13 protein-coding genes are annotated in these 10971 nt (G+C 72.1%); 5 read left to right on the top strand and 8 right to left on the bottom strand.

The genetic code is table 11. From position 1 onward, the window contains the following. Positions 1 to 255 precede the first annotated feature (255 nt). A complete protein-coding gene (locus GXP76_RS30530) occupies positions 256 to 741 on the bottom strand; it encodes a hypothetical protein (protein WP_242574859.1) in 486 nt (161 codons plus the stop codon). Between the two features lie 321 nt (positions 742 to 1062). Between GXP76_RS30530 and GXP76_RS30525 the strand changes: the two genes are divergently transcribed. Next, positions 1063 to 1722 carry a class F sortase gene (locus GXP76_RS30525; protein ID WP_242574858.1) on the top strand — a complete coding sequence of 220 codons (660 nt, stop codon included), beginning with the start codon at positions 1063 to 1065 and terminating at the stop codon, positions 1720 to 1722. Positions 1723 to 1786: 64 nt separating this feature from the next. Here GXP76_RS30525 and GXP76_RS30520 read toward each other — a convergent pair whose 3' ends face one another. Continuing rightward, the gene (locus GXP76_RS30520; protein WP_242574857.1) at positions 1787 to 2731 is read right to left on the bottom strand and encodes a polysaccharide deacetylase family protein; all 945 of its coding nucleotides are present in this window, start codon (positions 2729 to 2731) and stop codon (positions 1787 to 1789) included. Between the two features lie 164 nt (positions 2732 to 2895). On the opposite strand from GXP76_RS30520, the gene GXP76_RS30515 reads away from it, so the two are divergent. Next, positions 2896 to 3357, top strand: coding sequence for a universal stress protein (locus tag GXP76_RS30515; RefSeq protein ID WP_242574856.1), 462 nt, complete (start codon positions 2896 to 2898; stop codon positions 3355 to 3357). Between the two features lie 35 nt (positions 3358 to 3392). On the opposite strand, the gene GXP76_RS30510 is transcribed toward GXP76_RS30515, so the two are convergent. Continuing rightward, the gene (locus tag GXP76_RS30510) at positions 3393 to 4595 is read right to left on the bottom strand and encodes a CapA family protein (protein WP_242574855.1); all 1203 of its coding nucleotides are present in this window, start codon (positions 4593 to 4595) and stop codon (positions 3393 to 3395) included. Positions 4596 to 4866: 271 nt separating this feature from the next. On the opposite strand from GXP76_RS30510, the gene GXP76_RS30505 reads away from it, so the two are divergent. Continuing rightward, the gene (locus tag GXP76_RS30505) at positions 4867 to 5445 is read left to right on the top strand and encodes a sigma-70 family RNA polymerase sigma factor (protein WP_078073967.1); all 579 of its coding nucleotides are present in this window, start codon (positions 4867 to 4869) and stop codon (positions 5443 to 5445) included. Here the strand turns inward: GXP76_RS30505 and GXP76_RS30500 are convergent. Next, positions 5382 to 5576: a zf-HC2 domain-containing protein gene (locus GXP76_RS30500; RefSeq protein ID WP_242574854.1), complete on the bottom strand. Its 195-nt coding sequence runs from the start codon at positions 5574 to 5576 to the stop codon at positions 5382 to 5384. The genes GXP76_RS30505 and GXP76_RS30500 overlap by 64 nt on opposite strands. A gap of 112 nt (positions 5577 to 5688) precedes the next feature. On the opposite strand from GXP76_RS30500, the gene GXP76_RS30495 reads away from it, so the two are divergent. Beyond that, positions 5689 to 6234 carry a hypothetical protein gene (locus GXP76_RS30495; RefSeq protein WP_242574853.1) on the top strand — a complete coding sequence of 182 codons (546 nt, stop codon included), beginning with the start codon at positions 5689 to 5691 and terminating at the stop codon, positions 6232 to 6234. A 49-nt stretch (positions 6235 to 6283) separates the two neighbouring features. Here GXP76_RS30495 and GXP76_RS30490 read toward each other — a convergent pair whose 3' ends face one another. From GXP76_RS30490 to GXP76_RS30475, 4 genes are all read right to left on the bottom strand, one after another. Further along, positions 6284 to 7480 carry a sensor histidine kinase gene (locus GXP76_RS30490; RefSeq protein ID WP_242574852.1) on the bottom strand — a complete coding sequence of 399 codons (1197 nt, stop codon included), beginning with the start codon at positions 7478 to 7480 and terminating at the stop codon, positions 6284 to 6286. A 58-nt stretch (positions 7481 to 7538) separates the two neighbouring features. Then, on the bottom strand, positions 7539 to 9026 hold the full coding sequence (locus tag GXP76_RS30485; protein ID WP_242574851.1) for a cation acetate symporter: 1488 nt from the start codon (positions 9024 to 9026) through the stop codon (positions 7539 to 7541). Beyond that, entirely contained in the window at positions 9023 to 9385 is a 363-nt protein-coding gene (locus tag GXP76_RS30480; protein ID WP_242574850.1) for a hypothetical protein, read from the bottom strand. Before GXP76_RS30480 ends, GXP76_RS30485 begins: the two co-directional genes overlap by 4 nt. Positions 9386 to 9496: 111 nt before the next feature. Continuing rightward, complete coding sequence (locus GXP76_RS30475; protein WP_242574849.1) at positions 9497 to 10246, bottom strand: LytTR family DNA-binding domain-containing protein; 750 nt, start codon at positions 10244 to 10246, stop codon at positions 9497 to 9499. A 78-nt stretch (positions 10247 to 10324) separates the two neighbouring features. On the opposite strand from GXP76_RS30475, the gene GXP76_RS30470 reads away from it, so the two are divergent. Beyond that, on the top strand, positions 10325 to 10971 hold a 647-nt coding region (locus GXP76_RS30470; protein ID WP_242574848.1), incomplete at its 3' end, for a zf-HC2 domain-containing protein.

The following is a 10971-nucleotide window of genomic DNA, read 5'->3' as shown; positions in this document are numbered from 1 at the left end:
GAGTCAAGGGCGGCCTCGGCGGCAGCTTCATGGGCATGAACGCCACGGAACTCGCGGTCGGCACCGGCCTGGTCGCCGCGGCGACCGCCGGCACCGTCCTGGTCGTGCGCCGCCGCTCGGCGAACCGTCTGCACTGACCCCTCCGCCGTCCCCCGCTCGCCCCGCCGGCCCCGGGAAGCACGGAACGTCCGTCGCCCCAAGTCCCTGAGAGGGCTTGGGGCGACGGACGTTCGCCGTACGCGCGGGTCCCGCCGGTCAGACGAGCGCGTTGCCCGCACGACGGCGCCGGGCGATGAAGTAGGTGCCGCCGACCGCCGCGGTGCCGACCAGACCCGCACCGACCGCCATCTCGGTCGAGCTGGGGCCGATGGAGCCGCCGAGGCCGCCCTCCGCGCCCTGGCCGGCGAGCACCCGGAAGCGGTGGGTCGCGATGCGGCTGTTGTCGCTGCACTTGACGGAGAGGTTGTAGTCGCCGGGCGTGGCGTTGTTGTTGATACGGGCCCTGGCCTCCGAGTGCCCGGAGGAGTTCACCGAGAGCTGCGCCGTGGGGAAGGCGTTGGACGTGACGGTGCCGCCGTGGCCGCAGCCGTCGACGGTGATGTGCAACGTACCGCCCTGGTGCACGGCGAACGGGTTGACGCGGACATTGGTCGGGCCGTTGGTCGCCCCGGCCAGGGGGGCGGAGAGCGCCACGGCGGCGCAGGCCGCGGCAGTCACCATGAGAGCGCGTGAAGCACGCATCGTTGAGCCTCCAGTGGAAGACGCCCCAAAGCGGTGCTCCGGGATATTCGACGAGTACGCCCTCCATGACGAACCATCACCAACCGGAGCGTTCGACGCATTCCGGCACTGGTCCACCCTGGTGAGGCGACACGCCGACAGAACCCGATCCGGCCTGACGGACCCGCAGGTCACGGACCGTCAGAAGTTTTTATATGACGACTACTCGAATGGGGCAGCGGGGCGGGCTCGGACGGCCGCACCACCCGTTCGCCCTCCAGCTGTCGCGGGCACGGGCGTCCGCGCCTAGCGTGCGTACCAGGCGCCCACGAAGGGAGAAACATGGGCCTGGCCCACCGCGGCTCGGAGTCGAGGAAACGCTCGCCCTGGGGCGTACTGGCTCTCGTCATGCTCTCCGGTCTCGCACTGATGCGGAACGGGGCCGACGTGTCCCTAGGACCGCCCCAGCCGGCCTCGGCGGCGGGGCTGGACACCCGGACGGAGCAGGTGACCGAGCCGGCGACCGTCCCCATCGTGAAGCCCCTGCCGTACGCCCCCATGTCCCGCGTGACGATTCCGGCGATCAAGGTCGACGCACCCGTGATGGACGTGGGGCTCGACCCGGAGGGCTGGATCGCCGCCCCGCCCCCGCAGGACGCGAACATGGCGGGCTGGTACCAGAACGGCGTCGCCCCCGGCCAGCGCGGCACCGCGGTCGTCGTGGGCCATGTCGACAACCAGGCGGGCCCCGCGGTCTTCTACGGCCTCGGCTCGCTGAGCAAGGGCGAGCACATCGAGGTCACCCGTTTCGACGAGCGGGTGGCGGTGTTCGAGATCTACGGCGTCGAGGTGTTCTCCAAGAACGACTTCCCGGGGGCGCGGGTGTACGGCGACACCGGCCACTCCGAGCTGCGGGTGATCACCTGTGGTGGCGGCTACTCGAAGGCGGGCGGCTACGACGGCAACGTCGTGGTCTTCGCCCGGCTGGTGGAGACCCGCTGAGCACACCGGCCCGACCGGCGCGGTACGGGTGGGGCGGTGAGTGCCGCCCCACCCGTCGTGTGTGTCAGGACTTGGGGACGGTGATGCCGTATCCGCGTCTCGGTACGGTGATGCCGTACCCCTTCTTCAGCAGCCTGGGCAGGTAGTCGCGGAGCGCGGCCACACTCTGCGAGCGGTCGCCGCCCGCGTCGTGCGACAGCACCACGACTCCGGGCGCGGCCCCGTCGAGCACTCTGCGGACGATCTTTCCGGTGCCCGGTGACTTCCAGTCGAGGGTGTCCAGGGTCCAGGCGAGCGGCTCCATGCCGAGCTCGGCGCCGATCTTGAAGGTGTGCCGGTTCCAGGAGCCGTACGGGGCCCGGAACCAGACCGGCGGAAGGCCCAGCGTCCGGTCGATCACCTCGCTGGTGCGCTCCATCTCCTCACGGATCCTGGCCGGCTTCAGCGTGGGCAACTCCGGGTGGGACCAGCTGTGGTTGGCCACGATGTGCCCGTCGTCGGCCATCTCCCGCAGCAGGTCCCCCTGCCCCTTGGCCATCTGGCCGCAGACGAAGAACATCGCCCGTACGTCGTGCGCGCGCAGCGTCTTGAGGATGCCGGGGGTGTACTTGGGGTCGGGTCCGTCGTCGAAGGTGAGCACGATCGAGCGGCCCAGGTCAGGCATCGCCATGAAGGGCTCGGTGCGCACCGGCAGGCGGGCCGGGCGGTAGCCGGGTGGCTGGAACTCCGTCATGGGGCTCAGCCGGTAGGCGGACGATCCGGCGGGCAGTGCCGGGGGCGCTCCGGCCGCCGTCGCGCCCGCCGGAGGCGGTCCGGCCGCCGAGGGGCCCGCCGTGGGGCTGCCGGACGGCGACGCACCCGCCGGGGGGCTGCCGGTCGCCGGACGGACCGGTGTGTGGGTGTCGCCGGTGGTCATCAGCCGGGCCAGGCCGACGGCCCCGAGCACCGCGGCGAGGCGCAGGACGGCCCGTCGCCCCGGGATCATCTGGTTCTTCTTGGTGGGTTCCATGGCCAATGGCTCGCACGGTCGGCGGCTCCCACGCCTCACCGACACCGGCGAGCACGGGTAAAGCACCCGATGGGATGAGCAGATGAGCGTAAGTAGACACCCGGTTGAGGAGCCCGGGCACAACCCCCGGCGGCGCGGCTTCCGGGAGCCGGTAGCCTCCTGGCGTGACGGATCAGCAGCCCTCCCCCTTCGAACGCGGTACGGACGGCCCCAAGGTGATCGTCGCCGGTGTGGACGGCTCCGAGTCGTCCCTGCGCGCGGCGGCGTACGCCGGCGGTCTCGCCCGGCGGCAGAACGCCCTGCTCGCGGTGGTGTACGTGCAGCCGCTGCTGTCGACGGGCGCCGCGCTCGGCGCCCCGGTCGCGGACGCGACCGAGGAGATCGCCGAAGGTCTCGCGGAGGAGATCCGCACCAGTGCCGAGCGGGTCAGGGGCATCTGGGACGTCCGCTGGGAGTTCCACACGCTGCGCGGTGACCCCTACAACGGGCTGGTCACCGCGGCGGACGATCTGAAGGCGGACGCGGTGGTGGTGGGCGCGTCCGAGTCGGCGGGGCACCGCTTCATCGGCTCGGTGGCGGTGCGGCTGGTCAAGGCGGGCCGCTGGCCGGTGACCGTGGTCCCGTAGGACGGTGTACGGGGCCCTCGGAGGAGAGCCCGGTGTCAACGGCCCATCGTGAGGCCGTCCTTGGCAGCGCCGCGCCCGAGGACCGCGGCCTCGATCGCCGAGCGGGTGGTCCGGTAGTCGTCCCTGGCCGGGTCGTCGTCCAGCGCCCGGGACAGATTGACGACCCGTCCGACGGTGTTGTCCATGGTCTGCGGGACGAATTCCGCCTTGGTCACGGACCAGCGCTCCCCGTCGGCGACGGGCGGCGCGAAGGTGAACCGGCCGATCGATCCCTGGGTGCCGCGCGGGTCGAACTGTCCGGCGTGGTTGACCATCTCGCCGGCGATCTGGTCGCCCATGCCGTAGACGATCCAGGTGCCGTTGACCTTCGCGTACGCCTGCGGGACATGGGCGTGCGTGCCGATGATCAGGTCGATGTCGGGACGGTTCCCGGTCCTGGACGCGGTGAGACTCCGGCCGAGGGTCAGCTGTCTCTCGTCGGGCGCCGTCTGCCACTCCGTACCCCAGTGGAGGCTCACGACGACGACGTCGGCGCCCGCCGCGCGGGCGGCCCGTGAGTCGGCGACGATCTTCTCCTCGTCGATGAGGTCGACCGCCCAGGGCTGCCCGTCGGGCAGCGGCCTGCCGTTGGTGTCGTAGGTGTACGCCAGGTGGGCGACCTTCGCGCCGCCCGCTTCGAGGAGCGCGGGACGGCCGTCCTCCTCGGCCGAGCGCGCGGAGCCGACGTGCTTGACCCCGGCCTTGTCGAGCGCCCCGAGGGTGCGGCCGATGCCCTCGGCGCCGTCGTCCAGGGAGTGGTTGGAGGCGGTGGAGCAGGAGTCGTAGCCGGTGGTCTTGAGCGCGGCGGCGATCTCGGGCGGTGACTTGAACGACGGGTAGCCGGTGAAGGGCCCGCCGTCGGGGCCGTACACCGTCTCCATGTGACAGATCGCCACATCGGCGGCCGAGACGACGGGCTCCACCCCGGCGAGCATCGGTACGAAGTCGTGGCCGGCGCCGCCCGCGTCGGCGTTGGCCTGGCGGATGACGGAGTCGTGCGGCAGGACGTCTCCGGAGGCGACGAGCGTGAAGCCGCGCCGCGGTGTGGCGCCGCCCGCCACCGAACTGCCGGACCCGGTGTCGCTGGTGACGGGACGCTCGCCGGCGGCGTCCCCGGCGCCGGGTCCGGCGCATCCGGCGGTCGTACCGAGCATGAGGGCGGCGGCGGCCACGGCTCCGTGTCGCATGCGCGTCGTCATCGGTCAGGCTCCTTCATTGACGAGGAAGGCGACCAAACGGTCAACGCATGCATATCTTCATATTAATGTGATTAATACACCAGACGTGGCTAATCACTCGAAATGGACGAAACGGATCGGCCGAACCGTTCACCGCACCACTCGCCGCGCGGAGCGACCGCTCGTCGCAGACCCTTGTGAGCCGTCTGTCCCCGGACGTACCCCATGCGTTCGGATACGCCAACGGCAACGACGCCGACGGCAGCGACCTCCGCGAGAAGGGACGTTCACGATGACCACCGCCACGGCCACGGCGACGACCGACGAGCGGGCGCTGGCGGAGTTGCAGCGCGACCACGGCCCCGCGCTGCTCCACTTCCTGCTCGGTCTGACCTACGGCGACCGGCAGCGCGCCGAGGATCTGCTCCAGGAGACGCTGGTCCGCGCCTGGCAGCACCCCGAGGCGTTCGAGGGCCCCTACGAGTCCATGCGGCCCTGGCTCTTCACCGTGGGCCGCCGGCTGGCGATAGACGCCCGCCGCTCACGTCTGGCCCGCCCCACCGAAGTCAGCGACGGTGTCCTCGAAGCCACCCCCGAGCCGGGCGACCCCACGGAGCGCTCCGTCGCCGCGCTCGACGTACGCCAGGCGGTGAAGTCCCTGAGCCCGGAGCACCGCGCCGTACTCGCGCAGATCTACTTCAAGGGTCTGAGCGTGGTGGAGGCCGCGCAGGTGCTCGGCATCCCGGCCGGCACCGTCAAGTCCCGCTCCTACTACGCGCTCCGCGCCCTGGGCCGCTCCCTGCCGGGCTACCACAGGTCCTCCTCGTCGAAGAGTGCGAGGAGCGCCGCGGCATCGGCCACCTCCGCATAGGCGGCGGCGCACTTCGCACAGCCGTCCAGATGCCCGGCGACGAGCCGGTCCTCCTCGGGTGTGAGAGCTCCCAGCGCGTAGGCACCGAGCTGCGACCGCACATGCGGGGCACCGCCGGCCTCACCCGTCACTATCGCCTCCGGTCCTCTGTCGGATCCTGCTCTTCTGGCCACGCTGGCCACCGGCCGCCGGTTCAATGCTCCGTGAAGCAGCGTCCACGGAGGGGAAGGAAGGCGCAAAACAATGCGTCCGGAACGTCATGAAGAAGTCGGTGGCGGCGGCCTGTTCGTCCCCATGGCATGGATGTACGCGGAGTACATCGCCGACGAACTACTGCGCACCGGCGACCTGATGCCGCCCAGCACACTTGAGTACCGGGCGGGTCGCGACGCCCTCGCGCTGACCATCTTCCTGTCCGACGGAGCGGCCGGCGGGCCCGGCGGCGTGGCACGGATGGACGAGTGGCGGACGCTGACCGAGTACGGCACCGGTTGGCGTGAATGGGTCTGTCATCAGCTCGACCTGCTGGAGACCCGGGTGTTCCAGGCGGAGCGGACCGGAATCGCCCGCCCCGACCCGGATCTCGCACTGGCCCTGGCCGCCTGGCGGTGGCTGGAGGAGACGGAGTTGCTGGCGCCGGACCTCGACGCGATGGGCGCGCCGGGCGGCGATTCGCTGCTGTCGGGCCGCGCGACCGCGGAGTGGCAGGGTGAGGAAGGGCCACAGGTGTGGACCCCGGCGTGGCAGCTGGGGCTGCCGCTGGGGCACCTGGCGATCCATCTGTTCTGAACCAACGGGCGCCTTCGGCGTTCCCGGCCGCCGGGCCGCCGGGCCGCGCTCAGGTGCCGTGCACGCCCGCGCGGTACTTGGGTATCCGCACCGTGATCCGCATCCCGGCCCCCACCCCCGTCTCGATGACGAGCCCGTAGTCGTCCCCGTAGACCTGGCGGAGCCGCTCGTCCACGTTGAGCAGTCCGATGCCCGTGGACAGACCGCCCTCGCCGCGCAGGATCCGGCGCAGCCGCTCCGGGTCCATCCCCACCCCGTCGTCCTCGATCACCACTTCCGCCTCCGAGCCCGCGTCGAGCGCGCTGATGGTGATGTGGCTCATCGTGATCTTGCCTTCGAGACCGTGCTTGACGGCGTTCTCGACGAGCGGCTGGAGACAGAGGAAAGGCATCGCGACCGGCAGTACCTCGGGGGCGACCTGGAGGGTGACCGACAGACGGTCGCCGAAGCGGGCCCGGACGAGTGCCAGGTACTGGTCGATGGAGTGCAGCTCGTCGGCGAGGGTGGTGAAGTCCCCATGCCTGCGGAACGAGTAGCGGGTGAAGTCGGCGAATTCCAGGAGCAGTTCGCGGGCGCGCTCGGGGTCGGTACGGACGAACGAGGCGATCGCGGCCAGTGAGTTGAAGATGAAGTGCGGGGAGATCTGCGCGCGCAGCGCCTTGATCTCCGCCTCGATCAACTGGGTGCGGGAGCGGTCGAGTTCGGCGAGTTCGAGCTGGACGGAGACCCAGCGGGCGACCTCGCCCGCCGCCCGCGCCAGGACGGCGGACTCCCGTGGGGCGTAGGCGACGAGGGTGCCGAGCACCCGGTGGTCGACGGTCAGCGGCGCGGCGACGCCCCAGCGCAGCGGGCAGTCCAGATCGCCGCAGCCGCTGGCGAAGGCGGTGTCGCGCCCGCTGGCGAGCAGCCCCTGCACATGGTCCATCACATGCTTGCCGTGGTGCTCCCCGAGGCCGTCCCAGGCCAGCACGCGGTCCCGGTCGGTGAGGCAGAGGGCGTCGGTGCCCAGCAGGGAGCGCAGCCGGCGGGCCGCCTTGCCCGCGCTCTCCTCGGTGAGTCCGGCGCGCAGCGGCGGGGCGGCGAGCGACGCGGTGTGCAGGGTCTCGAAGGTGGCGTGCTCGACGGGGGTGCCGACGTCACTGGTGCGTTCCGGGCGTCCGTGTGCGGTACGGCGGCCCAGTACGTAGCCACCGGCGGCCAGCAGCGCGCCGAGCACGGTCAGTACCGCGAGGGCGGCGCCGCTCATCGTGAACCTCTCGTCGGGGTCGTCGGCATCGTCGGGGGCGCCGTGGGCCTCGCCGGGGTCATCGCGGGCCTCCCCGGGCCCGGGGCATCAGCGCCTCGGGCAGATGGAAGCGGGTCATGGCGGCCTTGGTCCCCGGCGGTATCCGCGAGCGGGTGGCCAGCGACACCAGGATCATCGCGAGGAACCCGACGGGAACCGACCAGACGGCGGGCCAGGCGAGCAGCGCGTGCGGCCAGCCGGACCGTACGGCGCCGCTGACCGTGATCCCGATGGCAACCAGCGCCGATCCGCCGCCGAGCAGCAGTCCGGCGATCGCGCCGGGCGGGGTGAGCCGCCGCCACCAGATGCCGAGGACCAGCAGCGGGCAGAAGGAGGACGCGGAGACGGCGAAGGCCATGGCGACGGCGTCCGCCACCGGCATGCCGCTGACCACCAGCGAGCCGCCGAGCGGCACCAGGATCGCGAGCAGCGTCGCCAGCCGGAAGTGCCGTACGCCGCGTGAGGGCAGTACGTCCTGGGTGAGCACCCCGGCCACCGCCATCGTCAGTCCGGAGGCGGTGGACAGGAACGCGGCGAAGGCGCCGCCCGCGACGAGCGCGCCCAGCAGATCGCCCGCCGTGCCCCCGATCACCAGGTCGGGCAGCAGCAGTACGGCGGCGTCGGCGTCCGTACCGAGTGCGGGCGCGGGCGCGTACAGCCGCCCGAGCGCCCCGTAGACCGGCGGCAGGAGGTAGAAGCCGCCGATCAGGGCGAGTACGACGACGGTGGTCCGGCGGGCCGCCCGGCCGTTGGGGCTGGTGTAGAAGCGGACCACGACGTGCGGCAGGCCCATGGTGCCGAGGAAGGTGGCGACGATCAGCCCGTACGTCGCGTACATGGGGTGGTCCACGCGGCTCGACATCTCGGTCGGCTCGAAGTCGATCGGGGGCCGCCCGTCGCCCTGCCAGGCCAGCAGCAGGAAGATCGCCGGGACGAGGAGGGCCGTGAGCTTGAGCCAGTACTGGAAGGCCTGCACGAAGGTGATGCTGCGCATGCCGCCCGCGGCGACGGCCACCACCACGACGACCGCGACGAGGACGGCGCCGAACCAGTTCGGCGCGCCGGTCAGGATCTCCAGGGTGAGGCCCGCGCCCTGGAGCTGCGGCACCAGATAGAGCCAGCCCGCGCCGACGACGAGCGCGCTGACCACCCGCCGGGCGGGGCGGGACTCCAGGCGCCCCTCCGCGAAGTCGGGCAGCGTGTAGGCGCCCGAGCGGCGCAGCGGGGCGGCGACGAAGATCAGCAGGACGAGATAGCCGGCGGTGTAGCCGACCGGGTACCAGAGCATGTCGGGGCCGTGCAGCAGGAGCAGCCCGGCGATGCCGAGGAAGGAGGCGGCGGAGAGGTACTCGCCGCTGATCGCGGCGGCGTTGAGGCCGGGCCGCACCGTGCGGGAGGCCACGTAGAAGTCGGAGGTGGTGCGCGATATGCGCAGGCCGAAGCCGCCGACGAGGACGGTGGCGACCACGACGACGGCGACGGCCGTCACCGTGTAGCTCTGGCTCACGGCAGCGGCCGGCCCTTCACCAGCCGGGCGAAGTCCCGCTCGTTGCGCTCCGCGCGCCGTACGTACCACCAGGCGAGCAGGGTCAGCAGCGGATAGGCGGCGACGCCGAGGACCACCCAGACGACGGTGGAGTCGCCCAGCGCGGCGAAGGCGAGCGGCAGGGTGCCGACGACCGCGGCGAGCAGGGCGAACGCGGTGAGTCCGGCGCGCAGTTGGCTGCGCATGAGGGAACGGACGTAGGCGTCGCCGAGCGCGGTCTGCTCGTCGATCTCGGACTGGGCGCGGTAGCGGGGCAGTGGGCGTACGCGGCGGGGCTCCCCGGTGACGACCTCGCGCTTGGGGTGGGGTTCCGCGCTCATGGTCCCTCCTCCCCCTCGTCCCGGGCACCGTTGCCAGGGCCGGAGTCTAGGCAGACCGTCGCGGCGGAGGGAAGCCCCGGCACAGCGCCGTCCGCCCGGTGAACGGCCAGGTCAGCGGCCGGGCTGGCGCATCAGCAGATCGCGCAGGGCCCTGGAGTGACGTCTGCTGACCGCCAGTTCCGCGTCGCCGACGCGCACGCTCATGGCGCCCGCGTCGAGGCGCAGTTCGTCGATGCGGGCGATCGCGACGAGATGCCGGCGGTGGATCCGTACGAAACCGCGGGACCGCCAGCGCTCCTCCAGGGTGGTGAGGGGGATTCGCACCAGATGGCTGGCGGTGTCGGTGTGGAGTCTGGCGTAGTCGCCCTGCGCCTCGGCGTAGACGATGTCGGCGACGGGGACGAAGCGGGTCACGCCGCCGAGTTCGACGGGGATCTGGTCGGTGGAGGTGTCCACGACGGGGCCGCGCTCCCCCACCAGCTCCGCGACGCGCCGGACGGCCTCGGCCAGCCGCTCGCGGCGGACGGGCTTGAGCACGTAGTCGACGGCCTTGAGGTCGAACGCCTGGACGGCGAAGCCCTCGTGGGCGGTGACGAAGACGATCAGCGGGGGTTCGGCGAAACCGGCCAGGAGCTTGGCGACGTCGAGGCCCGTGAGTCCCGCCATGTGGATGTCGAGGAAGACGACATCGACGGCGGCCGGGTCGTCCGGACCGGCGTCGAGCGCGGCACCGATACGGCGCAGCGCCTCGGTCGCGCTGGTGGCGCCCTCGGCGCCGCGGATCCGCGGGTCGGCCCGCAGGAGGTACAGCAGCTCTTCGAGGGCGGGCGCTTCGTCGTCCACGGCCAGTACACGCAGCATGACGGGGAAGTTTAAGGGCTCCGGGGCGTGGTGGGCCCGGAGCGGAGGTGGATATCGGTGCGTGGACAAGGATGTCGTTTGAGTGATTCGCCGTCGCGCCCCGTATCAGGGGGCATGCGGACCCCGGACATCCATCGCGACGTGGGCGCCTACGCGCTCGGCGTCCTCGACGCGGCCGACGCCTTTCGCTTCGAGGACCATCTCATGGACTGTCCTCACTGCACACTGCTGTTGGGGGATTTCGACGGGGTGCGGGGCCAGCTCGACGAGTACACGCGGCAGACGCCCGCGCGGGTGGCGCCGTTCGTCTCGGTGGGGCCCGAACTGCTGCACCGGATGCTCGAAGGGACGGCCGCCCGGCGGCGGGTGAGCCGCAGACGGCGGCTGGCCCTGCTGGCGGCGGCGATGGTGATCGCGGTGGGCGGCCCGTTCGCGATCGTCGACGCGCAGCGGGGCGGCGGTTCGCCGGTGGCGCCGACGGCCGAGCGGTGGACGGCGAAGGACCGCAGGACGGGGACGGCGGCCGTCGTGACGGCGGCGGAGCGGGGCTGGGGCACGGACATCGCGCTGGAGCTGTCGAAGACGGCGGCGGCGGGGGTGTGCGCGCTGATCGCCGTGGGCCGTGACGGGTCGGAGGAGACCGTGATGACGTGGTCGGCGCGTGCCGACAGCGACGGGCCGATGGTCACGTGGGGCGGCGCCGCGCTGCGGCCGTACGAGATCGA

Source organism: Streptomyces sp. NP-1717 (genome assembly GCF_022695985.1).
GTDB lineage: Bacteria > Actinomycetota > Actinomycetes > Streptomycetales > Streptomycetaceae > Streptomyces.
The sequence above is the reverse complement of the archived record's forward strand: the minus strand, read 5'-3'. Positions and strand labels throughout refer to the sequence as shown.

Excerpts from the sequence above, each read along its gene's own strand:
- GXP76_RS30530 (WP_242574859.1), bottom strand. The coding sequence starts at position 741 with ATGCGTGCTTCACGCGCTCTCATGGTGACTGCCGCGGCCTGCGCCGCC.
- GXP76_RS30525 (WP_242574858.1), top strand. The coding sequence starts at position 1,063 with ATGGGCCTGGCCCACCGCGGCTCGGAGTCGAGGAAACGCTCGCCCTGG.
- GXP76_RS30520 (WP_242574857.1), bottom strand. The coding sequence starts at position 2,731 with ATGGAACCCACCAAGAAGAACCAGATGATCCCGGGGCGACGGGCCGTC.
- GXP76_RS30510 (WP_242574855.1), bottom strand. The coding sequence starts at position 4,595 with ATGACGACGCGCATGCGACACGGAGCCGTGGCCGCCGCCGCCCTCATG.
- GXP76_RS30505 (WP_078073967.1), top strand. The coding sequence starts at position 4,867 with ATGACCACCGCCACGGCCACGGCGACGACCGACGAGCGGGCGCTGGCG.
- GXP76_RS30495 (WP_242574853.1), top strand. The coding sequence starts at position 5,689 with ATGCGTCCGGAACGTCATGAAGAAGTCGGTGGCGGCGGCCTGTTCGTC.
- GXP76_RS30490 (WP_242574852.1), bottom strand. The coding sequence starts at position 7,480 with ATGAGCGGCGCCGCCCTCGCGGTACTGACCGTGCTCGGCGCGCTGCTG.
- GXP76_RS30480 (WP_242574850.1), bottom strand. The coding sequence starts at position 9,385 with ATGAGCGCGGAACCCCACCCCAAGCGCGAGGTCGTCACCGGGGAGCCC.
- GXP76_RS30475 (WP_242574849.1), bottom strand. The coding sequence starts at position 10,246 with ATGCTGCGTGTACTGGCCGTGGACGACGAAGCGCCCGCCCTCGAAGAG.